The following is a 24357-nucleotide window of genomic DNA, read 5'->3' as shown; positions in this document are numbered from 1 at the left end:
AGTCCCGCGGCAAGCCAGTTCGATACGACAAGCGGCGCTATCGCCGCCGCCACCGGATTGAGATCATGTTCGGCAGATTGAAGGACTGGCGCCGCATCGCCACACGCTACGACAGATGCGCCACGACCTTCCTGTCCGCCGTCGCTCTCGCCGCAACCGTCATGTTCTGGCTTTGACGATCAATGAGTCTGGAGCCTAGGAAAAGCGCGCGATGTATTCCCTGGCCAGTTTCGCGGTTCCGGATGCGAAATGCGGCGCCATCGCCTGCGGTTCAGGAGCCTCGATATGGCTGCCGATCCAGGCGAGGAGTGCCATGCGCCGCAGCATGATGAAGGTGTCGATCTCGGCCTCTTCCTCGTCAGACAGCGGGCGGACCGAACGGTAGCCCTGAACCCAGGCATGCCGCAGCGCGGGAACCTGGGGATGATCCTCCATGAAGCTGATGCCGGTTGCGAAGTCATAAAGGAACCAGCCCAAGCCGCAGTCGTCGAAGTCGATCAGCCGCGTGGTCTCGCCCTCGATCAGCAGGTTCGCCAGCCGCATGTCGGCGTGGATCAGGCCGAAGCGCTCGGGCCCCTTTCCAAAGGCCGCGAGGCGATCGCAGATCAGGGCCTGGGCATCTTCCAGCACCGCACGGATCTCGGGAGTGACATTCGGCGCGTCGCGCCAGTCGCCCCAGTTTGCCTGCGGGCCGAAGACGGCGTCGGCATCCCAGTGCAGCCGCTCCAGGGGGGCAGGTTTCTGCCAACCCTGCGAGTGCATATGGGTCCGCGCGGCGATGGCCCCGAGACGTTCGAAGGGGCCGGCGAGATCCTCGTTTTCATCGGGCTGGCGGCCGGGGGCGAAGGCGAACATCACCATGAAACGCGGCGCGGACAGGGCGGGGTGATGCCCTTCCTGCACAAGAGCGCCGTTCCTTCCGGCGATGGGCGGCGGGGTAAGGACCATATTGTCGGTCGCCAGCGCCTGCGACCAAGCCAATTCCTGCTGGATCCCCCGGCGGCTGTGATAGGCTGGCCGGTGAATGCGCAGGATCGAGCGGAACTCCCCGGCCTCGACCAGATAGGTGGCGTTTTCCGAGACGTTGATCAGCCGCGCCTTTGCCCCTTCGGGCACCGGCCAGAGCGGCAGGGAGGCATTCGCCATTTGGTCCAGGTGGCGCAGAAGATCCTGCAAAGGTATGGTGTCGGCCGGCATGGAACCCCCTCAGATCGACGCCAGAGCTTCCAGCGATTCCGGCAGGATCTGGCCGCCGTCCACGACGATCTGCTGGCCGGTGATGTAGCCTGCCTCGTCCGAGGCGAAGAACAGCGCCGCATTGCCGATGTCCTCGACCACGCCCAGCCGCTTGAGCGGGATCGAATTGGCCATGGTCTTCAGGTAATCCTCGCCAAGGCCCTGCAGCCCTTCGGTGATGATGTTGCCCGGCATCACCGCGTTGATCGTGGTGTTGTAGCGCGCAAGCTCCATCGCGGCGGTCTTGATGAAGCCCAGTTGCCCGGCCTTCGACGCACCGTAATGCGACCAGCCGGGATAGCCGGTGACCGGCCCGGTGATCGAGGAGGTGACGACGACGCGGCCCTTGCCGGCCTTCTCGAAATGCGGGATCGCGGCCTTGACCGTGAAGAAGGTCGAACGAAGGTTGGTGGCCATCACATGGTCCCAGTCCTCGGGCGACATGTCGACCATCTTGACCTGCGGGAAGATGCCGGCGTTGACGCAAAGCACATCCAGCCCGCCCTGCGCCGCCGCGGCCTCGTCCACCATGCGGCGAACGCTGTCGTAATCGGTCACGTCGCAGATCGCCCCGCGCGCGGTGGCGCCGAGCGCGTTCATCTCGGCCACCGCATCGTCGATCTCGGCCCTGTGGCGGGCGGCGATCGTCAGCTTGACCCCGGCGCGCGCAAAGCAGCGGGCAATGCCCCGGCCGATGCCCTTGGAGCCCCCGGTGACGATGACGCTCCGGCCCTTCAGTGATGTCAGCATGGTATCCTCCCCTTTTCTTCTTTGTTTCAGTCGCGCGGCCGCATCCAGCGCATCAGCACCAGCCCGACCGCGACAAGCAGCGTGGATCCGATCACCGAGAGCACGCCCAGTGCCGGAATTTGCGGCGTATAGCCCGAGACCATCCGCGAATAGAGCCATTTCGGCAGGGTCGCATCGACGCCCGTGGTGAACAGCGACAGCGGGAAGTTGCCCCAGGACAGCAGGAAGGCGAACAGCCCGGCCGAGACGATCCCCGGCATCAGGAGCGGCAGCGTGATCTCGCGCAGCACGGTCAGGGTCGAGGCTCCCATGTCGCGCGCGGCCTCCTCCAGCGCGGGATCGAAGGCATAGGCGCGGATGGCGATGATCAGCGTGGTGATCGGTGCGATCCAGACCAGATGCGCGACGACCGCCGTCTTCCAGCTGGGCGTGATCCCCAGGGCCGAGAACCAGATCAGCAGCGCCAGACCCAGCACGGTCTGCGGAAAGAAGATCGGCAGCAGGATGATCTTCTGGAACAGCCCGCGATAGCGCCACTGGAACCGGGCAAAGGCCAGCGCGCCGAAGAAGCCGATCACCATCGACAGGATCGTGACCGACACCGCGATCTTCAGCGAGGTGAGAACCAGTTCGTGCACTGTCGGGCTGGTGACGGCGGCGGTCATCCATTCGCTGGTATAGCGCTTGATCGGAAAGCTCAGGTAGCGCGCCTTCGAAACCGAGGCGAAGCCCACCGAGACCAGCGGCAGATAGAGCAGGGAGAGGATCACGGCACCGTAGAGATAGAGCGCGATCCGGGTCGATCGGGACACCTGCCTCATCTCTTGCGCCCCATGATCGCGTCCAGGTCGATCCGGCTGATCGGCACCAGGGCCAGCAGCGCGACGATGACGATCAGCGTCAGCGACAGGGCCGAGCCGAGCGGCCAGTTCTGGCCGAAGGTAAAGGCGCTTTCGACGTCATCGGTCAGCACGATCACCGACCGGCCGCCCAGCAGCTTGGCCTCGGCCACCGCGCCGGCGGACAGGACAAAGGTCAAGAGGCAGCCCACCATGATCCCCGGTGCGGCCAGCGGCATCTCGATCTCGAACAGGATGCGCGCCGGGCTGGCCCCCAGATCCGAAGCCGCCAGCCGCGCATCGTCGGGCACCAGCGAGATGCCCTGCGCCAGCGGGAACAGCATGAAGGGAAAATAGACATAGCACATGCCGAAGACGATCACCGGCCAGTCGTACAGCGGCGTCTCGAAGCTGAAGCCGAACCACGCCCGCAGATAGCCTTCAAGCAGGCCCCCCTTCATCAGCGACAGGCTCCAGCCGAACAGGCGGATGTTTTCGGACACGAACAGGATCAGGACGACCAGGATGGTGATGACCAGCGTGAACCGGCCAAAGACCTTGGCCATGCCATAGGCGAGCGGCCAGCTGACCAGGAACAGGATCACCGTGGTCAGAAAGGCCAACCCCAGCGAGCGGAGGAGGGATTTGTAATATCCCTGCTCCCAGATCACCGCGAAGGAGGAAAAGTCCGGCAGATGCGCCAGTTCGAACACTTTTTGCGGCATCACCGCAAAGCCTGCGACCAGAAGCAGCGGCATCACGAAGCTCAGCAGCAGCAGGATGCCGATCGGCAGGGCCGACAGCAGGCCCAGGCGACGCTCAAGCCGTTCCATCGGCGGCCTCCGCGATCAGATGCACGGCGGCACGATCCCAGCCCAGCGTGACCGGGGTGCCGACCGGCGCGGTCAGGCGGGTTTCGAAGGGACGCTCGACGGTCACCAGACCGGCGGCCGTGTCGACCGAATACTGGATACGGGACCCCAGGGCATATTCGGCGGTCAGCGTGCCGGACAGGGTGAAATCCGCGGCCTGCCCCGCGTCCAGGAAACGGACCAGCTCGGGACGCACCATCAGCACGCCGGTCCAGCCCGGGGCCACCGCCAGTGCGCCGGGCCGGGCGCCGATCGCTCCGGCCGGCCAGTCCGGCGTGCCATCGGCGCGGCCCGTGACCGGGAACAGGTTCACCTCGCCCATGAAGCTGGCGACAAAGCGGCTGATGGGGCGGGAATAGATTTCCTCGGCGGTGGCGATCTGTTCGAACCGGCCCGACCGCATGATGGCGATCCGGTCCGACATCACCATGGCCTCTTCCAGCGAATGGGTGATGTAGACAAAGGTCTTGCCGGTGCGGGCGTGCAGGTCCTTCAGCTCCTTCTCCAGCGTCTTGCGCAGGCGGTAGTCCAGGGCCGACAGCGGTTCGTCGAAGACGATGATCTGCGGGTCGAAGGCCAGCGCCCGGGCCAGCGCCACGCGCTGCCGCTCGCCGCCCGAACATTGCGAGATGCGCTTGCCGTAATAGCTTTCCGGCAGCCGCAGCAGCGCCAGCAGTTCGATCGCGCGGGTGCGGCGGTCGGCGGGCGCGACGCCCCTGAGCTTCAGCGGGAATTCGATGTTCTGCCCCACGGTCATGTGCGGAAACAGCGCCAGCGACTGAAAGACCATGCAGGTCGGTCGCTTGTTGGCGGGCATCGTGTCTATGCGGGTGCCGTTCAGGCTGATCGTGCCCTCGGTCACGTCGTCGATCCCGACCAGCAGCCGGATCAGCGTCGACTTGCCGCTGCCCGATGGGCCGACGATGGTCAGAAACTCACCTTCCGAGATGTCCAGGTTGATCCGGTCCAGGGCGGTAAAGCGCCCGAAACGTTTGGTGACGTTCTCGATCTGCACGAAAGGTTTCGCGGCCATCCGGGTCTACTCTTGGCGTTGAAGGAAAGGGCAGCCCGCCGGACCAGCCGGCGGGCCGGGACATGTCAGCCCCGACGGGCGGCGACGTAGACCGCCAGCAGTTCGTCGTAGGACGGCACCACGTCGAATTCGAGGCAGCGCGACATTTCCTCTTCCAGCGTATCGAACTGGATCGCTTCCAGCTTCTCGTCGTCGAAGCGCGCCATCACCTCGGGATTGCCCATCTGGGCCACCGGGTTGTAGGTGCCTTCGGCAAAGGCCACGACCTCGGCGATCTCGGGCTTCTGGACGAATTCCAGGAATTCTTCGGCCAGATCGGACGGATCGGGGTTGTTCACCGCCGAGGTCAGCTCGACCCAGGATGCGCCGCCCTTGCCCTCGATCGGGCCGCTGCGGGGCGTGATGCCACGCACGAACAGCGCGCCGTCATAGCGGGCGGGCGAAGCGGTATAGGTCCCGCCGGTGAAGTAGCAGTCGATCTCGCCATTGATCAGCGCGGTGTTCATCGCCACCAGATCGTCGGTCATCAGCTTGGCGCCCGCCACGATCTGCTTGGCCGTGTCGGTGAATTTCTGCAGCGCGTCGCCTTCGACCGGCTGGAACGGATGGATGCCGGCCGCAAGGCACAGGTGGATCACGTTCCAGTTGTCATAGGTCAGAAGCCCGTAGCGCCCCTGCATCGCCGGATCGAGGAACAGGCTCCAGCCCTGGTCCTCGGCCATGTCCTGGCTGATCTTGTCGGTGTTCACGACAAACGAGAACGGCCCATAGCGCTGCGGCATGCCGAGCAGGTCGCCGTTATCCGCAAAGGCGAGCGGATAGGGCTTCGAGAATTCGGGCGTCATCTTCTCGAAATAGGGCAGGAACCGATCCTTGTTCAGCGGACGGATCAGGTTGTCGCGCAGCATCTCGCCCCGCGCCCAGGGCTGGTTGACGTTGATCAGGTCCCAGGTGCCGATCTCGCCCGCGCGCAGGCGGTTGATCATCTCGGGGTCCGAGGTGCCGCTTTCTGCCCGCACCGTCGCACCGGGGTACAACTCGCGGAAGGGGTTCAGAACCTGGTCCGAATTGTAACCCTCCCAGCAGAGGATGTTCAGTCGATCGGCGCGCCCGGCCCGCGCCATGCGGGGCAGAGACATGGCCGAAAGCCCGGCCAGACCGGCCGCGCCCAAGGTAAATTGGCGTCTGTTGATCATCTTCTTCTCCCTGTTTTGATTGGTGACCCTGGCGGTTGATCCGCTCTGTCTGGGCACGCCGCCCCTTGCGGAGCGGCGGCAGGCTTATCGTCCCTGGATCGCCTCCAGTTTTGCCGTGATCGTATCGCGGGCGATCCGCATGTCGTCCAGCGTGCCGGACATGAACAGCCGGCCCGTCGCGCCCATCATCTGCACGTCGTTGATGACAGCATTCGGGGCGGCCTTCTCGGCCTCGTTCGCGGCCACGCAGGCGAACAGCGCGGGCGCCATCTCGTAGATCAGCAGCGCAACCCCCGGCACGAGGATCGACGCATCGCGGGAACGGTTCAGGATAATCGCATGCTGGTCCGACAGGTCCTCGATGATGTCGTGATAGAGGATCTGCGGTTTCAGCTGGTCTTCCGGTTTCGCCCCGATTCCCTCCAGAATCGCCGTGCCGGCCGAATCCAGATCTTCCATCCGGTCCGAGTGCAGTTCGAGAAGCCCGAACTGCCGTTCGGTATAAAGGATCCCCGGTTCCATCTCGGGCGCCGATTTCAGCGCGAGGTCGGTGATGCGGTGGATCGCCAGCGCCGGTGCGACCTCAATGATCAGCGAATGCTGCCCGGCGAAGGGCGGGTATCCCCTCGCCCGGGTGGGCGAGGAAAGATAGGCCGCAAACTGGGGCTGGAGATCCTCGATGGGGAGATAGACGCGAAGCTCTGTCATGCCTCAGTCCTTGGTTTGGGATGCGGCCGGGCTCAGGCCTTGATGGCTTCGAAGTGCTTGGCCAGGTCGGGGTGCGGGCGCGGAATGACGTGGACGGCGGTGACTTCGCCGACCTGCGCGGCCGCCTCGGCCCCGGCTTCGGTCGCGGCCTTCACCGCGCCCACATCGCCGCGCACCACCACCGACACCAGACCGCCGCCGACTTCATTGCGGGCGATGATTTCGACATTGGCCGCCTTGACCATGGCGTCGGCCGCCGACAGGGCGGGGACATAGCCCTTGGTTTCGATCATTCCGATTGCGAGATTTGCCATGTTGAGAACTCCCTTACTTGCGTTTCGTGTCTTGCTCGTCGATCGAGCCGATGATCAATGCGTCGATCGGCGCCGATCTTTCCGGAAAATAGGCAGCTGCGACCGACCCTTGCGTGATCAGCACCGCCTCGCCCTCGGCACAGCCGAGCGGATCGAAGGCGACCAGCTTCGCCCCGGTTTCCGTCTCGACTTCCAGAAGCGCCCCGGTGGGAAGCGTGCCGATATGCCGGGTAGACCACAGCCTGCCGCTGACGCGTGCCCGTATCATGCCAGTGTCCTTTCGATCCTGATGCCGCGCCGGCGGGCTTCGTCGCCGGCCAGCGGGGTAAGCCGCGCGGATTTCGTGAGGCGCAGGCGGGTTTCACCCTCTGCGATCCCGGCAATATCGCGCTCGGTGATCAGCCCCTTGCGCAGCTCCGGCACCGCAGCCGGAACCGTCGTCACCAGGGCCATGGGCTGCGCCGCCACGGGAATCCGTGCAGCCGCCGGGGCGGGTGCGGGCGCGCTGCAGCCAGGCCCGTCCAGTTCAAAGCGCAGGCGTCCATCCCGCAGGGCGGCGGCAAAGGCCGGGTCCTGGGCGCGGCGCGCGACCGACTGCGCAAAGTCCGTCAGATCGGCGCCCGAGTTGACCCGGACCCGCTCCACCTGCAAGCCACCCAGAAGCTCGGCGCGGATCGCGGCGATCTCCTCGGACAGCAGCTCGCGGACAAGGGCGCGGAGATCAGTCATCCGGTGGCCCCCGCATCGCGCAGGGCGCGTTCCGCCGCGTCACGGGCATTGCGCACGTCGGCCTCGGTCCCGGCCAGGTAGAGCCGGCCGTTCGCACCGATCATCCGCATGTCGATGACCTTGATGTCGGCCTCTTTCTCGGCCTCGTTGCAGGCCAGGATCGCATAGGCCGCCGGCTGGCATTCCAGCAGATAGATGCTTTCCCCGCCCAGGACCATCGAGCCGGTCTTGTTCCGGTTCATCAGGAAGGCGTGCTGGTCGTCGACCCGGGTGACGATCTTCGACGCCATGATCTTGGGCTTTTCCGCCTCGTCCCGGCGCTTGCCCATGGCATGCAGCGCGGCCTCGGCCCCGGCCTGCACCTCGGCCGTCGAATAGGCATGGAACTGCAGCGTGCCGAACTGGCGTTCGACCACCAGAAAGCCCGCCCGCACGTCGGCGCTTTTCAGCACCGTGTCGGTCAGCGCCTCGATGTCGAGGCCGGGCGCGATCTCGATGATCTGGGCCGCCATGCGGGCCCGCGGCAAGGTGCCGCGCATCCAGGTTGCGGTATAGGCCAGGGTCTGCGGCTGCAGCTGGTCGATGAAGATGAAAGCGCGAAGATCGGTCACGACTGGCCTCGGGTCAGTTCACGGAGTTCCTGAAGGATGAGCTGGCGCAGCATGTCGCGATCCATCCCGCCGGCCTCGGCCAGGGGGGCCGCTGCCGGGGCGGGCGCCGGACGCGGCGCGGGAGCCTGTCCCTCGAAGGGAGCGCGCACCGCGCCGAAATCGCCCATCTGCACCGAGGCGTCCGAATTCCAGGCCAGCCGCGTCCAGTGCACCAGATGCTGCGGCCCGATGTTCTCGCCCACCGACGAGCGGCCGAAATAGCCGGTGCCGATCATGAAGGACGGCGCGAGATGCGTGGCAAAGCCCGCCGCGCCCTGCGAACAGGGGGCGTTCACCACCACCCGGTAGACCGAAAGTGCGGCGGCGAAATCCATCGCCTTCTGCGGGTCCTCGCAGTGGATCGCCGCCGAATGGCCCGCGCCAGTCATCCGCAGGATCATCTGCGCCATGCCCGTCGCCCGCTCGAAAGTCTCGGCCGTGGCCCAGGCCAGGACCGGGCACAGCTTTTCGCGGGTCAGCGGCTCGTCCAGGCCGACCTGCGCGACCGGAGCGATCAGCACCCTGGTCGAGGGCACGACCCGCAGGCCCGCCTGCTGCGCGATCCAGACCGCGCTTTTTCCCACGGCCGCCGTGTTCAGATGGCCATGCGGGAAGAGCCAGGCCCGCAGCTTGCCGACCTCTGGCTCCGACAGGATATGCGCCCCGGCCGCGCGCAGGCCGCGTTCCAGCCGGTTGGCGTTCTCGGCCAGAGAGATCAGCACGCTTTCGTTGGTGCACAGCACCGAATTGTCGAAGGCCTTGCTGTCGACGATGCGCTGCGCGGCAAGGGTCTGGTCGGCCGTGGGATCGACATAGACCGGCGCATTGCCCGGCCCCACGCCGATCGCCGGGTTGCCCGACGAATAGGCCGCCCGCACCATCGGACCACCACCCGTAGCCAGGATCACCTGCACCTTGGGCGAGGCCATCAGCGCCTGCACCAGCGGAACCGAGGGCTCCTCGATACACTGGATCAACCCCGCCGGGGCCCCCGCCGCTACCGCCGCCGCCTCAAGCCGGGCCGCGGCATGGGCGCAGCAGGCCCTGGCCAACGGATGGGGGCTGAAGATCACCGCATTGCGGCTGAGCAGTGCCAGGATCGCCTTGTAATACAGCGTCGAGACGGGATTGGTCGCCGGAGTCAGCGCCAGGACCACCCCTGCGGGCTTCGGGATCTCCACCATCTTGCGGCCGGTATCGACACGCGGGTTCACCAGATCGGTATTCTCGTAGAAATCTACCAGCGGATGGGCCGAGAGTTCGTTCTTCAGCCGCTTGTGCTCGACCACGCCCATGCCGGTTTCGCGGACCGCCCATTCGGCATATTCCTGCGCCGCCTTGTGAGCCGCCTCGGCCACGGCGCGGGTGACGCGCATGACTGCGGCCCGGTCGAAGCGGGCATAGGACCTGACCGCCCAACCGGCCCGGTCGATCTTCATCCGCGCGGTGGCCTCGGCCCGGTCGGGCACGACAAGGCGTGGCGCGTCCTCGTGAAGCTGCATCTGCATCCCCCTTCTCCCGGATCAGGCGGCCCGCCGCGGGCTGCGCAACAGCGCCCGCACGCGCGGCATGGCCGCTTCCATCCGGTCGACGATTTCCTGACAGGTTGCGACGTCCAGAAGGACGCCCGGCTTGAACTGCAACACCCGCTTGTCGAGCGACGAGAAGATCGCCCAGACCCCGTTTTCATACAGCGCGCGAGACACGGCGACCGCACCCTCGGGGTGGTCGAACTCCAGCCCAAGGATCACCCCGCGCTGGCGGATGCCGACGAAGACATCGCTGTGGGCGGCCATCATCTGGTTCAGGCTGCGGTGGAAGAAATCCGCGACGAAATGGACATTCGAGATGACCTCGGGGCGCTGCAGGATGTCGATGACCTGATGGCCCACCACGCAGCCCAGCTCCGACCCGCCCGAGGTGCTGATATGCGCAGCCCCGTCCTCATGCAGCCAGCCACCACATTTCTCGGTCACGACGCAGGCCGAGATCGGGTAGATCCCGCCGCCCAGGCCCTTGCCGGTGACGAACATGTCCGGCTCCAGCCCATAGGACTGCCAGCCCCACATCATCCCGGTGCGCATCAGCCCGGTCTGCACCTCGTCGGCGATGTAAAGCGTGCCGTAGCGGCGGCACAGCTCCTGGCAGGCCTTCAGATAACCGTCGTTGGGCATCGGGAAGCCGTAGGTGGCCGGGATCGTCTCGATGATGAAGGCCGCCACGTCGCGACCGCGCAGCGCGCGCTCCAGCGCGTCGATGTCGTTGAACGGGACCTGGACGAATTCCTCGGGCCGGTCGGCCAGGAAGATCTTCGAGAAACGGTCGTCGCCGGTCGCTACCGACAGGCCCGAATGGCCATGGTAGCCCTTGATGATCGACACGATCTTGCGGCGTTTTGTGGCATATCGGGCAGTCTTCAGTGCGATTTCCACAGCCTCGGCGCCGCCTGCGCCGAAGATCGCGTATTTCATCCCCGGCGCGGTCTTGACCAGCTTTTCCGCAAAGGCCGCCCGTGCGACCGACGGAAACCAATGGTTGCCCATGTCGAAATAGTCCAGCGCCGACTTCAGCGTGGCGACCAGCTCGGGGTTGCGATGGCCAAAATTGTAAGTCCCGCCATTGAGATGCAGGTCGATCAGCCGGCGGCCGGACATGTCGTAAAGGAAGTAGCCCTCGCGCCGGTCGATCACCAGATCGATGCCCGCATCCTGCCAGAACTTGGTCTTGCCGGGGTTCCAGTATTCGATCGCCTTGTCGAGCAGCTCGGCCTTCGAATCGAAGTTGAAGAATCCGTAGTTGAACACGAGCGTACCTCCGTTTGACCGAAGACTGTCATCGTAATGTGTGACTGGCAACACTAAATGTTGGCAATCGGGCAAAAAAATGATTGAAGCCGGCGAACGGCTTCGGCAAAACCTTGGCAGGCGCAGCAGCTCCGGGGGGTCCGCTTGAAACCGACGAGATCGCGCAAGGAAATGCGCCACGCCCGAATCCTGGCGGTGCTGGAGGCCAACCCGACTCTTCGGGTCAACCAGTTGGCAGACCAGCTTGAAGTCTCGACCGAGACCATCCGCCGCGACCTGGCCGAGTTGGACCAGATCGGCCGGCTGAGCCGCACCTATGGCGGCGCGGTCAGCGCAGGCAGCCGATTCGAGCCGGCGCTGACGGAGCGTCTGGCCCTGCATGTGGCGGAACGGCGGGCCATCGCCGAGACGGCCGTGGACCGCTTTGGCGATTCCGAAACGCTGGTTCTGGGCGGCGGGGCAACCATGCTGACCTTTGCCCGAGCCCTGCGCGATACCCAGCAGCGCCGCACTGTCATCACCCCCGCCTACCCCATTGCGGTGGAGCTGTCCGCCAACCCGCTGATCGAGGTCATGCTTCTGCCCGGCATCTTCGAACCGCAGGAACGGGTGGTCTACGGTCCCGAAACAATCCGCGCGCTGGAGCGCTATCGCGCCGAGGTGGCAATCATCGGCGCCTCGGGCCTGGCCGCCGCCGGGATCAGCGAGGCGATGCTGCAGGTCGGCGAGATCTATGGCGCGCTGCTGCGGACGGCGGAACGCGTCGTCGTGCTTGCCGACCATTCCAAGTTCGGCAAGCGCGCCCTGACGCTGCTCAGCAGCTGGAGCAACCGGATCAGCCTTGTGACCGACCGGATGCCCGAAGGAGACCTGTACCTCACGATGCGTGAGGCCGGGGCGCAGATCATCCTGCCCGACAACTCTGGGTCCGACAGCACAGGCCGCTGAACAAAAAAGCCGCCCCCGCTCGGACCGGGGGCGGTTCCTTGGCAGATGCCACGGGATCAGGCCGTCGCGGGAACCGAGCGCCGCACGGCCTCCAGCAGGGCCGGGAACTCCGGGGCGCGCATGATGGCCTGGCACCGGGTGAAACGGTCCATGGCATAGTCCCAGTAGCTCTTGAACTGATAGGCCGGCCGGGGGTTCTTATTGGCTTCCTGCAGGCAGCCCCACAGCGTCCACAGCAGGAAGGCCAGCGCCTTGTAGCACATGACCCGGCCATATTCGCCGTCGGTCGGCAACCGGCCCAGATAGGCCTCCAGGAACTGGCGGTCCTGCGCCTCGGTAAAGCCGGCCTCGACCGAAAGGTCGGCGATGTCCCAGAAGGGATCGTTGTTGCCAGCGAATTCCCAGTCCAGGATATGGGCGCGCGTGCCGGTGTAGACCAGATTTTCGGGCGCCGGATCATTGTGGCAGGGCACAAGCTCCGGCGCCGTCGCACGCAGCGCGCTGCGGATCACCTCGGCCTCTTCCTGGACCTGGGCATAGCCATCGGGCATCCGCGCGTTGCGGGCCGACAGCAGGTCGAGATATTCCTGCGCCACGGTCTTTTCGTTGAAATCGTTGCGCAGCTTCTTGCCGCAGGTGTGCAGCGTGCGAAAGGCCAGGGCCGCCTCGGACACCGCGCGGGGATCGCGCAGGATCTCGGGGTTCATCGGCACCGCACCCTCGACAAAACGCGTAATCTGCGCGCCGGTCGCCGGATCGTACCAGACCAGCGGTGCGTTCACCCCCAGCGAGGAGGTCAGCCGCCCGGCCTCTTCGTCCGCCTTGCGGTCGATGTAATCCTCGGTGCCCGCGCCCGGGATGCGGACCACGAACCGCTGGCCGTTCACCGTGACCAGATAGTTGCGGTTCGTCATCCCGGCCAGCGGTTCGATCCCAATGGTCGACGGGTCAACGGGAGTCTCGAAGATGTGCCGCGAGGCAAGGTCCCGGGCGCGGATCTGGCGATCGCGCTCTTCCGCATCGGTGTTTAGTCCCTGTTGTGTCATTTTCTTCTCCTTTTTGGCTCAGCCGCGCATCCGCAACCCCTCGGGGTCGTAGAGCGGGCCATCGACGCGGCGCGCGGCAATCCGCTCGCCGTAGACCTCGACCTCAAAGTCCGCATGGCCCGCTTCGGCCGCGGGGACATAGCCAAAGACGATCGACTTTCCGACCGTATGGCCGAAGTCGCCCGAGGTGGTGACGCCGAGCACCTTGCCGTCGCGCAGGATGCATTCGCCTCCATGTACGGGGGATTTGACATCCAGCACAAAGGTGCACAGGCGGCGATCCGGGCCACCCGCATCGCGGATCCGTTCCAGCGCGGCGCGGCCGATGAAGTCGCCCTTCTTCCAGGACACCAGCCGGTCCAGCCCGGCATGGAACGGCGTGTAGTCCGGCGAGACATCGCCCGCCCAGACGATAAAGCCCTTCTCCATCCGCAGGCTGTTCAGGCTGCGATAGCCGATGTCGCGGATACCCTGCGGCTGGCCCGCCTCGGACAACACGCGATAGACATGCGCGGCATATTCGGTCGGGACATGCAGCTCATAGCCCAGTTCGCCGGTGAACGACACGCGCATGGCCCGGACCGGCGCGGCGCCCAGCGTCAGGTTGCGCATCTGCCCGTGACGGAAGGCAGCGCCCGACACATCCTCTTCGGCCACGGCGGCCAGCACGTCGCGCGACCTGGGGCCGCACAGGTTGATCACCGCCCAGCCCGAGGTGACGTCGATCGTATGGACCGGCCCGTCCTGCGGCAGGTGCTGCCGGATCCAGCCAAAATCATGCCCGCCAAAGGCCGTGCCGGTCACGACATAGAAATGCTCCGCCCCCAGCCGGCAGAGGGTCAGGTCGGCCTCGATCCCACCCGTTTCGTTCAGCATCTGGGTGTAGATCACGCTGCCGACCGGGCGGTCCACATTGGCGACAGCCAACCGTTGCAGCGCGGCCAGCGTGCCCGGCCCCATCACCTCCATCTTGGCGAAGGAGGACAGGTCGATCATCGCCACGCCCTCGCGCACGGCGCGGTGTTCCGCGGCGACATGGACATGCCAGTTCGGCCAGTCGAACGAGGGCTTATCCACCGGCTCGACACCCGCCGGGGCAAACCAGTTCGGCCGCTCCCAGCCCGCCCGCGACCCGAAGACCGCGCCCTTTTCCTTCAGCAGCGGATACAGCGGCGAGCTGCGGATGCGGCGGACCGACTCCAGCTCCTCGGTCGGCCATTTCATCTTGTAGTGATGGGCATAGATCTCGACCGCGCGGTCGTACATGAAATACCGCGTGTTGTGGTGGAACGAGAACCGGCGCACGTCCAGCGGCCAGAGCGCATTGGCGGGTCGCCCCTCCAGGATCCATTCCGCCATCACCGCGCCCGCGCCACCGGCGGCGGCGATGCCATATACGAAGCCGGCCGAGACAAAGACGTTGTCCAGCTCGGGCGCCTTGCCCATCACGAAATCGCCGTCCGCCGAAATCGGGATCGCGCCGTTGATCATCTGGCGCACGCCGACCGTACCCACGACCGGGGTCCGCCGGGCCGCATTGACGGCCAGCTGCTCGAACCGTTCGAAATTGTCGGGCAGCAGGCGCATGTCCCATCCGGACGGAATGCCGTTGCGGGCAAAGGCCAGGGTGTCGGGCTCATAGCCGCCGACGACGATGCCGCGGGTCTCCGGCTTCCAGTACAGCAGCAGGTCGGGGTCGCGCACCGTCGGCATGCCCTTCGGCAGGTCGGGGATCGGATCGGTGATCAGGTACTGGTGTTCGACGGCAAAGGCCGGAATCCGGCTGCCCATCATCTTGCCCAGCTCATGCCCCCACATCCCGGCGCAGTTCACCACCGTCTCGCAGGCGACATCGCCCTGCGCGGTGCGCACCCGGGTGATGCGGCGGTTCTCGATGCCAAAGCCGGTGACCTCGCAGCCCTGGACGAAGCGCACGCCCCGCGCCCGGGCACCGGCTGCCAGCGCCTGGCACAGGCTGGCCGGGTCGACATAACCGTCCGAGGCGATGAAGGTCGCGCCCTCGACCCCGTCCAGCGACATGATGGGAAACATGTCCTGCGCCTCTTTCGGGGTCAGGATGTCCATCTCCATCCCGAAGGACCGCGCCGTGGTGGCCGAGCGGCGGAACTCCTTCATCCGGTCCTTGGACGAGGCGATCCGCAGCGAGCCCACCTGCTTGAAGTCGATGGCCTGCCCGGCTTCCTCTTGCAGGGTGGCGTACAGCGCCACGCTGCGGCGCAGCATCCGGGTGACGTTCTGGGAATTCCGCAGCTGTCCCACCACGCCGGCCGCATGCCAGGTCGCGCCATGCGTCAGCTGGAACTGTTCCAGCACGACCACATCGGTGGCGCCCTCCTTTGCCAGATGATAGGCGATGGAGCAGCCGATGATTCCGCCGCCGACGATCACGATTTGCGCTGATTGAGGTAGCATTTCCTGTAGACCTGCCTTGTGAAGATGGGCCCGGGCCGCGCCGCGCGCGGCCTCAGGCATGAGAGCTGGGTTCCTGCGGGGCGATGCGGGCGGCTGCGGCCCGAAACAGCCGGTCGACCAGGATGCCGACCAGCCCAAGGCACAGCCCGGCCACCAGTCCCGATCCGACATCGGCCTTGGTCAGGGCGATATAGACCTTCTGGCCAAGGTCCCGCGTTCCGACCAGGGCGGTGATCACCACCATGGCCAGCGAGAACAGGAAGCACTGGTTGATGCCCAAAAGGATGGTGGGCAGCGCCACCGGCAGTTGCACATGGCGCAGCATCTGCCCCGAAGTGCAGCCCATCACCGTTCCGGCCTCGGTCAGGGCCGGGGGAACCGCCTCGAACGCCGCCATCGTGTAGCGGATCACTGGCGTCACCGCGAAGGCGACGATGGCGATCATGGCCGATACGTCGCCCACCCGTAACAGCATGACGACCGGGATCAGGTAGACAAAGCTGGGCATGGTCTGCAAAAGCTCGACTGCCAGGGTCAGCAGCTTGCCGAAACGCGGCCAGCGATGCCCCGCAATGCCCAGAGGAACGCCGAGCGAGACCGAAAGGATCGCCGCCGTCAGGCACAGGTAGATCGTCGTCATGGTCTCGTCCCACAGGCCAGTGACCAGACAGAAACCGCCGACCCCCAGACCCAGGACTGCCAGCCGCCAGCCGCCCAGGACCCAGCCCAGCATCGCCACGATGGTCATCACCCCCAGCCAGGGCGCGCTGGCCAGGGCGATCCGGATCGGGTTCATCAGGTTCATCAGCAGAAAGACCCGGACCGCCTCGATCGTGTCGAAGAAGTTGACGTTCAGCCAGGCGACAAGGCTGTCCATCGTGGACCCCGTGGTGACCTGCCAGCTTTCCGGAAAGGCGCGCAACGGGGCATGGATCTGGCCAAGCAGCGTCGTGCCCAGCAGCGCGCCAAGGACCAGCACCAGCCCCAGGCCCCGCCGCCGGGACACGGCCTGCCCGCGGCTCCAGCCCGAGGCCAGGACACGCCCCTGACGGTCCAGCATGATCGCCAGCACCACGATTGCCGCACCGGCCTCCAGCCCGCGGCCGATGTCCAGCTGGCGCAGCGCCAGCAGCACGTCGAAGCCCAGCCCCCCTGCCCCGATCATCGAGGCGATGATGACCATGTTCAGCGTCATCATCACCGTCTGGTTCAGCCCGACCAGCAGCATCGGCATTGCGGCCGGCAGCAGCACCCGCCACAGCGCCTGTCCCCGCGTGCAGCCCATCATCGCGGCCAGATCGGTGATCGCCCCCGGCAGCCGCGACAGGGCCAGCGTCGTGACCCGCGCCATCGGCGGCAGGGCAAAGATCACCGTCGCGATCAGCGCCGAAACCGGGCCAAAGCCGAACAGCACCAGCGTCGGCACCAGATAGGCAAAGGCGGGGACGGTCTGCATCAGGTCCAGCACCGGCGTGACCAGCCAGCGGTCCAGCCGCGGCATCCGCCAGGCAACGATCCCCAGCACGACCCCCGCACCCAGGGCAAAGGGCACCGCGATGACGACCGAGGCGAGCGTCAGCATCGCCGCCGACCACTGGCCGAAGAAAAGCAGATAGGCGCATCCCAGCGCCTGCAGCAGCGCCAGCCCGGGGCCGCCGGTCCGCCAACCCAGCCAGACCACCGCCAGCGCAAGGCCGCTCCACGACAGCGGCGGCAGATCCAGCGCGAACCCGCCCAGCGTCAGCGCGCCGCCTTCGGACAGGAGGGCGACGACCAGGGTCATCGGCACTTCGATCGCCGTGGCGAATAGCCGGGTCAGCCAGCTCAGGTTGTCTGTCACCACCGCTGCGCTTTTCGACACGGTCTTCGCGACGGGTAGCTCCCAGGCCTTGGGAAAGCGCGTGGCCCAGGAAAACTGCTGCGCGATCCACAGCGCGGCCACGGCCGCCGGAAGAAGCAACCAGATCGCGCGAGGCCGAAAGCGGGTCATGCCGGCTCTCCGGCCAGGCTTTTGCCGGACACGGCGGCAAGCACGGCATGCAGGTCGATCTCGCCGATCAGAGACCCGTCCTCGCCCTGAACGGCGATGGGCCCGCCCCCGGCGGCCATCAGCGTTTCGGCGGCATCGGACAGGCGGCCTTGACCGGAAACGGCATGGGCATAGTCGCTCCGGCTGGCCGGGCGGGCCGCGGTGGCGCAACGGATGACCCGGGTCAGGTCAACGCCGGCGACGAAATTGCGGACATAATCGTCGGCCGGCTGGCGAACGATATCCTCGGGCGTCCCGACCTGACGGAGCCTGCCGTCCTTCATGATCGCCACGCGGTCGCCGACGCGCACCGCTTCGGAGAAGTCGTGGGTGACAAAGACCATCGTCTTGTGCAATCCCGCCTGCAGCCGGATCAGCTCGTCCTGCAACTCGCGCCGGATCAGCGGATCCAGCGCCGAGAACGGCTCGTCCAGGAACAGCAGACCCGGGCCGACGGCCAGTGCGCGGGCCAGGCCGACGCGTTGCTGCTGCCCGCCGGACAACTGGGCCGGCAGGCGATCCGCCATCGCGGCAAGGCCGGTCAGCTCCAGCGCGGTTGCGACCGCATGGTCCCGGCTTTCGGCTTTTTCGCCACGGATCTTCAGCGGCAGGGCGACATTGCCCGCCACCGTCAGATGCGGCAGCAGGCCGAAATGCTGGAACACCATGCCCATGTCGTGGCGGCGAACCTCGCGCAGTTCGGCCTGCCCCATGCGGGTCAGGGATCGGCCGTCCAGTTCGACATTGCCGAAGGTCGGTTCGACCAGTTGCGCCAGACAACGCAGCAGCGTCGACTTGCCCGACCCCGACAGGCCCATGACGACGAAGATCTCGCCTTCGCCGATATCCAGACTGACATCGCTCAGCGCGGCAAAGCAGCGGCCGTTGGCGGCGCGGCTTTCCACTTCGTCACGGCTGGCGGCGGGTCGGTCCGCGTTCGGCCCGTATAGCTTCCAGATCTCGCTGCAGGACAATTTGGTCCGGCGCTGCACTGGGGCGGTGGTCTTCGACATATCGGAACTCCTGTCATGCAGGGGCGGCCCGGACCCCAGGGCCTGGGCCGCGTGCCGTCACTGCATCCAGGCCTTCCAGCGCGCCTCATTGGCATCAAGCCATTCGGCAACGACCTTTTCCAAAGGCTCTTTCTCGACATCGACCCTGCGGATCAGCTCGTTGCTTTCCTCGGAAGACAGCTGGAAGTTCCTGATCGCCGTATGCGCGGTCGGCCATTTCTCGGCCAGGCCGGTCCAGGCAGCCTTCCAGATCGGTCCGGTCGGCTTGCCGCAATCGTAGCGCTCTTCCGAATAGCATTCCGGGGTGAAGGGCGGGAACTCGACATACTCGCCCTCATAGACTGCCGGCACCCAGTGCGGCGTATAGATCCACAGGATGATCGGCGCACTGCGCTGGTAGGCGGATTCCAGCTCGGCGAACAGGGCGGCATCCGTTCCGGCGTGGATCACCTCGAAGTCCAGGCCCAAGGCTTCCACCCGTTCTTCGTCGAACCCGCCCCAGGTCACGGGGGCGCCAAGATACCGGCCTTTCGGCGCAGTTTCCGGCGTCGAGAAGGCCGCCACGCAGTCAGGCTCCAGCAGGGCCTCCCAATTCGGCAGGCCGGGACAGGCCTCTTTCATGTACAGCGGATACCACCATTCCTCCTTGGCCTGCATCCCGCTTTCACCCAGGTTCTCGACCTGGCCCGAGGCCACCGCCTCGTTCAGCACATCCGACTGCGTCGTCGCCCAGACCTCCATCGCCACATGCAGATCGCCGGACTTCATGCCCACGAACTGGGCCATGGCATCCGCCTGGACATATTCGACGTTCAGGCCCTCGCGTTTCAGCGCCTCGCCCATGATCTGGGCCGAGATCAGCTGCCCGGTCCAGTCGTTCAGGACGAACTTGATCGGATCGGCGGAATCCTCGGCCAAAGCGGGTATCGTTCCGGCCACGAATGTGCCCAGAAACAGTGCCGACAGTGTGGTCAGTCCTCTCTTCATCGCGATATTCCCTGTTGTGATCCGTTTTTTGTTGGTGGTCTGACTGGTCGTCCCTAGCCCCGGACGCGTACGCCTGCCGGGTCGTAGAGCGGTTCGAGATGCAGTGTCGCGGGCAGGCGTCGGGTGCGGACCTCAAGCTCGTAGGTTCCGGCCAGCAGGGCCGCATCGTCGTCCAGCCCGTCGTTCGTTCGCAGGTATCCCAGCCCGATCGCACGCCCGACCGTGTGGCCCAGCCCGCCCGAGGACAGCCAGCCGATGCGCTGGCCGTCGCGATAGATCGTCTCGCGCCCCAGCAGCACGACCGAGGGGTCGGCGCTCAGAGTGACAAGGCGGCGGGACAGCGGCCGATCCCGGGCGGCCAGCAGGGCGTCACGGCCCAGGAAATCGCTGCCCTTGTCCAGCCGGACGGCAAAGCCAAGCCCGGCCTCATAGGGGGTGAAATCGGGGCCGATGTCGGCGGACCAGATGCGATAGGCCTTTTCCAGACGCAGCGAGTCGATCGCGCGATAGCCTGCATTCGCCAGGCCATGGCCTTCGCCTTGCCGGTGGATCGCTTCGTACAGGGTCAGGGCATATTCGGTCGGAACGTGCAGCTCCCAGCCCAGTTCGCCCACAAAGGTGACGCGGACCGCGATCACCGGCGCGCCGGCGACAAAGATCTGCCGGCAGGTGGCAAAGGGGAAGGCCGCGTTCGACAGGTCGTCCTCGGCCAGGGGTTGCAGGATGTCGCGGGACGCCGGGCCCATGACCGACAGGGTGGAATAGGCCGATGTCACCTCGGCCACCGTCACCCGCGCCTCCGACCGCAGGTTGCGGCGCAGATGCGTCGCGTCATGCGTGCCATAGCCGGTGCCCGTCACCATGTAATAGCGGTTCGGTCCCAGACGGCAGAAGGTCACGTCGGCCTCGATCCCGCCGCGCCTGTTCAGCATCTGGGTATAGATGACCGCCCCGGTCTTGCGCGCCATGTTGCTGGCGCAGAGCCGTTGCAGCTCGGCCTCGGCGTCGGGGCCCTCGATCATGAACTTGGCGAAAGAGCTCTGGTCGAACAGGCCCGCCCGCTCGCGCACGGCGCGATGCTCGGCCGCGACATGCGGCACCCAGTTCGGGTGGTCGAAGGTCAGCTCGTCCTGTGGGGCCACCCCTTTCGGCGCAAACCAGTTCGGCCGTTCCCAGCCCAGTTTCGCACCGAAGACCGCACCTTCCTCTTTCAGCACCCCGTAAAGCGGGCTGCGCCGCAGCGGACGGGCGGCCGTCGTCTCAAGATGGGGCCAACCCATCGCATAATGCCCCGCCTGCCCCTCCAGCGACCGCGCCATGACCGTCCGGCGCGAGCGGTGATGACCGCCGAAGCGGCGGATGTCGGCGCTCCACAGGTCAAAGGACGGCTCGCCCTCCAGCACCCATTCCGCCAGCGCCCGGCCGGCGCCGCCGCCCGAGGCGATGCCGAATGCGTTGAACCCCGCCCCGACAAAGTAGTTCCGCACCTCGGGCGCTTCGCCCAGGATGAACATCCCGTCCTCGGTAAAGGCCTCGATCCCGTTGAACCAGGTCTTGACCCCGACCTCGCCCAAGGCGGGAACCAGCTTCATCGCGTTCAGCAGCAGCGGCTCGAAATGCTCGGTGTCCGGCTCCATCAGCTTGAACTCGTGACCGTCGGGGATGCGCGGCACGTCAAACGGGATGGGGTTGAACTCGTACCCGCCGATCTGCAACCCGCCCACATCCTCCTTGAAATAGGTCAGGAAGTCGGGATCGCGGATCGTCGGGATGTGACGGGTCAGGCCTTCGATCTTCTCGGTCACGAAATACTGGTGATAGGCGGGCTGCAGGGGCACGTTGACCCCGGCCATCCGGCCCAGCTCCGGTGCCCAGATGCCGCCGCAGTTCACCACCACCTCGCAGGCGATGCGCCCCTGTGCGGTGACGACGGCGGTGACCGTCTCGTTCGCGGTTTCGATCCCGGTGACCTGGCAATCCTCGATGACGCGCACCCCCTTCATCCGGGCGCCCTTGGCCAGAGCCATGGTGATGTCGCTGGGGTTGCCCACCCCGTCGCTCGGGACAAAGGCCGCCGACTTGATCCCCGCCAGATCCAGGATCGGCACCATCTTCTGCACGTCGTCCGGGCCGATCATGTCAAACCGCAATCCGAAGGACCGCGCCGTCGTCGCCGCGCGTTCGAATTCCGCCTGCCGCGCATCGGTCCGGGCCAATCGCAGCGAACCGTTGCGGACCCAGCCGGTAGCCTGGCCGGTCTCGGCCTCAAGCCGGTCGTACAGCTCGACCGAATAGCCCAGCAGCCGCGTGATGTTCGCGCTGGACCGCAGCTGCCCGATCGCGCCCGCCGCGTGCCAGGTCGACCCCGAGGTCAGCCTGTTCCGCTCCAGCAGGACGACATCCGTCACGCCCATGCTGGCCAGATGATAGGCGGTCGAACAGCCTATGATGCCGCCTCCGATGATGACGATCCTGGCCTGGGTGGGAAATTCGCTGGGCATTCCGTATGTTCCTGGATTGATGACGGGGCGCTTCGGGGCGCTCAGGGGTGACGGCGGCGATAGGCCTCGAGGCTGGCCTCGAACCGCCGGCGGTTCATGTCGGCATAGCCCGAGAAACCGGGCGTCTCGCCGGGGTAGAGGGCGCTCATCCCCGCGCTGACGATGGCGGCGTCGAGGCTGGACGACAGGTCCTGGACGATGCCCCACAGGTATTCGCGCAGGTTGACGATGACCTTGAACAGCCGGAACCGCTCGCGCAGGGCCTCCGTCACCTCGCCCGCGTAGAGCTCGATGATCCGGTCCTCATGATCAGGCGTGGCGTCGGCATTGGTGGCAAGGCCCGCGACGTCGAACCAGGGATGGCCAAAGCCGCCATAATCCCAGTCGATCAGATGCACTCGACCCGCCGTGTCGACCATCGTGTTCTGCGGCACCACGTCGTTGTGGGTAAAGACCGGGACATAGGGGCCGACCCGCGCCTCCAGCGCGTCGATCACGGGGCCGAGCGCATCCAGCCCGCCGACGGTGCTGCCATGCTGCCGGCAGAAGCGCAGATAGTGGCGCGAGGCCTGGATCCCGGAGAAGTGCACGATCGCCCCCGAAACGGCCTGTCCGCCCGTGTGCAGCTCGCGCAGGCGCGCCACCCAGCCGCCGAGAATTGCCTCGTCGTCGATATCCGCCGCGACCAGCGGCCGCCCGTGGATGAAGTCGGTGACGACCAGCCCCGGCTCGGCGTACACCAGGTGCGGCGTGACGCCGATATCGCCGGCCGCCCGCATCGCATTCTGGACCGAGGCCTGGACGATCCCGTGCACCCAGATGTCGCCGCCGATCCGCACGACATACTCGCCCCTGTCGTCGGCGACCACGAAGTTCGTGTTGCACAATCCGCCGATCAGGGGGCGCGTCCGCACCTCGCCGGCAAAGCAGGCCAGCCTGGCGATGCGGGCGAGAGTCGCGGCGTTCTCCAACAGCTGGTCAACCATGGCGCATATCCCCGGATGCTGTTTCTGGTGCGATTCGCAACATCAATGAAGCCGATTATTGTTGCTCTTAGCAATAGATAATGTTGCATATGCCACAATTTCTGCGAAGATAGGTCGGGACGCGACATGGTCAAACCAACGCAATCCCGCCCGGCGACCGGCCTTGCGTCGTGGGGCCAATCATGAAAGTTAGCCATGGAACGGGCGGAAAGGATCGGATCTGTGTCTAAGAAACCTTTGCGTCACAAGGAGATACTTGCGCTGCTGAGCGAACAGCCGACGCTCCGCATCAGCGAGATCGCGGCCACGCTGAACGTCACGCGCGAAACGATCCGCCGCGACTTTCAGGAACTGACCGACCTCGGTCTGGTCGACCGGCTTTATGGCGGCGCGCTGTTGCGCCACGGGCCGGAAACCAACGTAGACCAGCGCAACGACCTGCTGGTCGAGGAACGCAAACTGATCGCGCGTCTCGCCCGGGATCTGCTGGGCGACGTCCAGACGATCATGCTGGGGTCGGGCGCCACCACCGTTCACGCGGCGCGGCAGATCGCCAACGAATGCCAGGACCTCACGGTAATCGTGCATTCCCTCGGCGTGATCCCCGCGCTTGAAACCAATCCAAGCCTGACCATCGTGATGGCTCCAGGCGTCTTCCACCCCGGCGAGCGGGCGATGCACGGGGTTCAGACCGTCGAATTCCTTCAACATTACAGCGCCGACTGGTGCATCCTGGGCGCCAGCGGCATCGGGGCCGAGGGCGCGAGCGATGCCCTGCTCGAAGGGTCGGACGTCTATCGCTGCATGATCCGGCGATCCGAGAAATGCATGATCCTGGCCGACGGCTCCAAGTTCAACCGCCGCTTTCCGTCGCGCTATGCCGACTGGTCGCAGGTCAGCGCGCTGGTGTCGGACCGGATGCCGGAAAAGGATCTGGCCGGGGCCATCCGCGCCCGCGGCGCCGAGATCGTCGTGCCGCAACCCTCAAGACCCGGCGCAGCGTAAGGGAAATGCGGCCTCTCAACGCAGATTGTGTCAAGTGCAACATTGCCTGCTGTGGCACTGCACAGACCCGGCCAACCTGGCGCAGGTGGCATGGTCGCAACGGCGCAGCCACGGCCGTGCCCGAAAGGTTCAAAGTCAGGGAGATCGTTTCATGAAGGTGCTGGTCCCGGTCAAGCGGGTGATCGACTACAACGTGAAGGTTCGGGTCAAGGCGGACGGGTCTGGAGTTGACCTGGCGAACGTGAAGATGTCGATGAACCCTTTCGACGAGATCGCGG

At 66.0% G+C, this 24357-nt stretch carries 23 protein-coding genes and 1 pseudogene; 4 read left to right on the top strand and 20 right to left on the bottom strand.

Annotated features, from left to right (window positions below; translation table 11 throughout):
* On the top strand, positions 1-176 hold a 176-nt coding region (locus I7S92_RS22260; RefSeq protein ID WP_197647634.1), incomplete at its 5' end, for a transposase.
* Between the two features lie 19 nt (positions 177-195).
* Here I7S92_RS22260 and I7S92_RS22255 read toward each other — a convergent pair.
* The 13 genes from I7S92_RS22255 to I7S92_RS22195 form a co-directional block, all read right to left on the bottom strand.
* On the bottom strand, positions 196-1146 hold the full coding sequence (locus I7S92_RS22255; protein ID WP_197647705.1) for a phosphotransferase enzyme family protein: 951 nt from the start codon (positions 1144-1146) through the stop codon (positions 196-198).
* Between the two features lie 60 nt (positions 1147-1206).
* On the bottom strand, positions 1207-1986 hold the full coding sequence (fabG, locus tag I7S92_RS22250; protein WP_197647704.1) for a 3-oxoacyl-ACP reductase FabG: 780 nt from the start codon (positions 1984-1986) through the stop codon (positions 1207-1209).
* 26 nt (positions 1987-2012) lie between these two features.
* The gene (locus I7S92_RS22245) at positions 2013-2807 is read right to left on the bottom strand and encodes an ABC transporter permease (RefSeq protein ID WP_197647703.1); all 795 of its coding nucleotides are present in this window, start codon (positions 2805-2807) and stop codon (positions 2013-2015) included.
* Positions 2804-3658 carry an ABC transporter permease gene (locus I7S92_RS22240; protein WP_197647702.1) on the bottom strand — a complete coding sequence of 285 codons (855 nt, stop codon included), beginning with the start codon at positions 3656-3658 and terminating at the stop codon, positions 2804-2806. The genes I7S92_RS22245 and I7S92_RS22240 overlap by 4 nt, the downstream gene beginning before the upstream one ends.
* A complete protein-coding gene (locus I7S92_RS22235) occupies positions 3645-4730 on the bottom strand; it encodes an ABC transporter ATP-binding protein (protein ID WP_197647701.1) in 1086 nt (361 codons plus the stop codon). Before I7S92_RS22235 ends, I7S92_RS22240 begins: the two co-directional genes overlap by 14 nt.
* Positions 4731-4795: 65 nt before the next feature.
* On the bottom strand, positions 4796-5926 hold the full coding sequence (locus I7S92_RS22230) for an ABC transporter substrate-binding protein (RefSeq protein ID WP_197647700.1): 1131 nt from the start codon (positions 5924-5926) through the stop codon (positions 4796-4798).
* 84 nt (positions 5927-6010) lie between these two features.
* A complete protein-coding gene (locus I7S92_RS22225) occupies positions 6011-6634 on the bottom strand; it encodes a hypothetical protein (RefSeq protein WP_197647699.1) in 624 nt (207 codons plus the stop codon).
* 32 nt (positions 6635-6666) lie between these two features.
* Positions 6667-6927 carry a BMC domain-containing protein gene (locus I7S92_RS22220; protein WP_287865304.1) on the bottom strand — a complete coding sequence of 87 codons (261 nt, stop codon included), beginning with the start codon at positions 6925-6927 and terminating at the stop codon, positions 6667-6669.
* A gap of 34 nt (positions 6928-6961) precedes the next feature.
* Positions 6962-7216, bottom strand: a complete 255-nt coding sequence (locus I7S92_RS22215) for a EutN/CcmL family microcompartment protein (RefSeq protein WP_197647697.1) — start codon at positions 7214-7216, stop codon at positions 6962-6964.
* Positions 7213-7677, bottom strand: a complete 465-nt coding sequence (locus I7S92_RS22210; RefSeq protein WP_197647696.1) for a hypothetical protein — start codon at positions 7675-7677, stop codon at positions 7213-7215. Before I7S92_RS22210 ends, I7S92_RS22215 begins: the two co-directional genes overlap by 4 nt.
* A complete protein-coding gene (locus I7S92_RS22205) occupies positions 7674-8288 on the bottom strand; it encodes a BMC domain-containing protein (protein ID WP_197647695.1) in 615 nt (204 codons plus the stop codon). The genes I7S92_RS22210 and I7S92_RS22205 overlap by 4 nt, the downstream gene beginning before the upstream one ends.
* Entirely contained in the window at positions 8285-9829 is a 1545-nt protein-coding gene (locus I7S92_RS22200) for an aldehyde dehydrogenase family protein (RefSeq protein WP_197647694.1), read from the bottom strand. Before I7S92_RS22200 ends, I7S92_RS22205 begins: the two co-directional genes overlap by 4 nt.
* Positions 9830-9850: 21 nt before the next feature.
* Positions 9851-11131: a class-III pyridoxal-phosphate-dependent aminotransferase gene (locus tag I7S92_RS22195; protein ID WP_197647693.1), complete on the bottom strand. Its 1281-nt coding sequence runs from the start codon at positions 11129-11131 to the stop codon at positions 9851-9853.
* Positions 11132-11302: 171 nt separating this feature from the next.
* Here I7S92_RS22195 and I7S92_RS22190 point away from each other — a divergent pair, with 171 nt between their 5' ends.
* The gene (locus tag I7S92_RS22190) at positions 11303-12079 is read left to right on the top strand and encodes a DeoR/GlpR family DNA-binding transcription regulator (RefSeq protein ID WP_197647692.1); all 777 of its coding nucleotides are present in this window, start codon (positions 11303-11305) and stop codon (positions 12077-12079) included.
* A gap of 56 nt (positions 12080-12135) precedes the next feature.
* Here the strand turns inward: I7S92_RS22190 and I7S92_RS22185 are convergent, their stop codons facing one another.
* Genes I7S92_RS22185 through I7S92_RS22155 form a run of 7 tightly spaced genes read right to left on the bottom strand, consistent with a single transcriptional unit; the run spans position 12136 to position 23074 of the window.
* Positions 12136-13125: a choline kinase family protein gene (locus tag I7S92_RS22185; RefSeq protein WP_197647691.1), complete on the bottom strand. Its 990-nt coding sequence runs from the start codon at positions 13123-13125 to the stop codon at positions 12136-12138.
* Between the two features lie 18 nt (positions 13126-13143).
* Positions 13144-15558, bottom strand: coding sequence for a GcvT family protein (locus I7S92_RS22180; RefSeq protein ID WP_197647690.1), 2415 nt, complete (start codon positions 15556-15558; stop codon positions 13144-13146).
* Between the two features lie 52 nt (positions 15559-15610).
* Positions 15611-17548 (bottom strand): ABC transporter permease, encoded by a 1938-nt coding sequence (locus I7S92_RS22175; RefSeq protein WP_197647689.1) that lies wholly within the window; start codon positions 17546-17548, stop codon positions 15611-15613.
* A complete protein-coding gene (locus I7S92_RS22170) occupies positions 17545-18600 on the bottom strand; it encodes an ATP-binding cassette domain-containing protein (RefSeq protein WP_197647688.1) in 1056 nt (351 codons plus the stop codon). Before I7S92_RS22170 ends, I7S92_RS22175 begins: the two co-directional genes overlap by 4 nt.
* 57 nt (positions 18601-18657) lie before the next feature.
* Positions 18658-19587, bottom strand: a complete 930-nt coding sequence (locus I7S92_RS22165; protein ID WP_197647687.1) for an ABC transporter substrate-binding protein — start codon at positions 19585-19587, stop codon at positions 18658-18660.
* Positions 19588-19640: 53 nt separating this feature from the next.
* Entirely contained in the window at positions 19641-22088 is a 2448-nt protein-coding gene (locus I7S92_RS22160; protein ID WP_197647686.1) for a GcvT family protein, read from the bottom strand.
* 41 nt (positions 22089-22129) lie between these two features.
* The gene (locus tag I7S92_RS22155; protein WP_197647685.1) at positions 22130-23074 is read right to left on the bottom strand and encodes a choline kinase family protein; all 945 of its coding nucleotides are present in this window, start codon (positions 23072-23074) and stop codon (positions 22130-22132) included.
* 222 nt (positions 23075-23296) lie between these two features.
* On the opposite strand from I7S92_RS22155, the gene I7S92_RS22150 reads away from it, so the two are divergent.
* Together I7S92_RS22150 and I7S92_RS22145 are read left to right on the top strand one after the other, a co-directional pair.
* On the top strand, positions 23297-24079 hold the full coding sequence (locus I7S92_RS22150) for a DeoR/GlpR family DNA-binding transcription regulator (protein WP_354001355.1): 783 nt from the start codon (positions 23297-23299) through the stop codon (positions 24077-24079).
* A 151-nt stretch (positions 24080-24230) separates the two neighbouring features.
* Positions 24231-24357 (top strand): annotated as a pseudogene (locus I7S92_RS22145) (electron transfer flavoprotein subunit beta/FixA family protein); the annotation flags it as partial.

The organism is Tabrizicola soli (assembly GCF_015999335.1).
GTDB classification, from domain to species: domain Bacteria; phylum Pseudomonadota; class Alphaproteobacteria; order Rhodobacterales; family Rhodobacteraceae; genus Tabrizicola; species Tabrizicola soli.
This window is presented reverse-complemented; position numbering and strand designations above follow the sequence as displayed.

Excerpts from the sequence above, each read along its gene's own strand:
- I7S92_RS22255 (WP_197647705.1), bottom strand. The coding sequence starts at position 1,146 with ATGGCGAATGCCTCCCTGCCGCTCTGGCCGGTGCCCGAAGGGGCAAAG.
- fabG (WP_197647704.1), bottom strand. The coding sequence starts at position 1,986 with ATGCTGACATCACTGAAGGGCCGGAGCGTCATCGTCACCGGGGGCTCC.
- I7S92_RS22245 (WP_197647703.1), bottom strand. The coding sequence starts at position 2,807 with ATGAGGCAGGTGTCCCGATCGACCCGGATCGCGCTCTATCTCTACGGT.
- I7S92_RS22240 (WP_197647702.1), bottom strand. The coding sequence starts at position 3,658 with ATGGAACGGCTTGAGCGTCGCCTGGGCCTGCTGTCGGCCCTGCCGATC.
- I7S92_RS22235 (WP_197647701.1), bottom strand. The coding sequence starts at position 4,730 with ATGGCCGCGAAACCTTTCGTGCAGATCGAGAACGTCACCAAACGTTTC.
- I7S92_RS22230 (WP_197647700.1), bottom strand. The coding sequence starts at position 5,926 with ATGATCAACAGACGCCAATTTACCTTGGGCGCGGCCGGTCTGGCCGGG.
- I7S92_RS22225 (WP_197647699.1), bottom strand. The coding sequence starts at position 6,634 with ATGACAGAGCTTCGCGTCTATCTCCCCATCGAGGATCTCCAGCCCCAG.
- I7S92_RS22220 (WP_287865304.1), bottom strand. The coding sequence starts at position 6,927 with ATGATCGAAACCAAGGGCTATGTCCCCGCCCTGTCGGCGGCCGACGCC.
- I7S92_RS22215 (WP_197647697.1), bottom strand. The coding sequence starts at position 7,216 with ATGATACGGGCACGCGTCAGCGGCAGGCTGTGGTCTACCCGGCATATC.
- I7S92_RS22210 (WP_197647696.1), bottom strand. The coding sequence starts at position 7,677 with ATGACTGATCTCCGCGCCCTTGTCCGCGAGCTGCTGTCCGAGGAGATC.
- I7S92_RS22200 (WP_197647694.1), bottom strand. The coding sequence starts at position 9,829 with ATGCAGCTTCACGAGGACGCGCCACGCCTTGTCGTGCCCGACCGGGCC.
- I7S92_RS22190 (WP_197647692.1), top strand. The coding sequence starts at position 11,303 with ATGCGCCACGCCCGAATCCTGGCGGTGCTGGAGGCCAACCCGACTCTT.
- I7S92_RS22185 (WP_197647691.1), bottom strand. The coding sequence starts at position 13,125 with ATGACACAACAGGGACTAAACACCGATGCGGAAGAGCGCGATCGCCAG.
- I7S92_RS22180 (WP_197647690.1), bottom strand. The coding sequence starts at position 15,558 with ATGCTACCTCAATCAGCGCAAATCGTGATCGTCGGCGGCGGAATCATC.
- I7S92_RS22175 (WP_197647689.1), bottom strand. The coding sequence starts at position 17,548 with ATGACCCGCTTTCGGCCTCGCGCGATCTGGTTGCTTCTTCCGGCGGCC.
- I7S92_RS22170 (WP_197647688.1), bottom strand. The coding sequence starts at position 18,600 with ATGTCGAAGACCACCGCCCCAGTGCAGCGCCGGACCAAATTGTCCTGC.
- I7S92_RS22165 (WP_197647687.1), bottom strand. The coding sequence starts at position 19,587 with ATGAAGAGAGGACTGACCACACTGTCGGCACTGTTTCTGGGCACATTC.
- I7S92_RS22160 (WP_197647686.1), bottom strand. The coding sequence starts at position 22,088 with ATGCCCAGCGAATTTCCCACCCAGGCCAGGATCGTCATCATCGGAGGC.
- I7S92_RS22155 (WP_197647685.1), bottom strand. The coding sequence starts at position 23,074 with ATGGTTGACCAGCTGTTGGAGAACGCCGCGACTCTCGCCCGCATCGCC.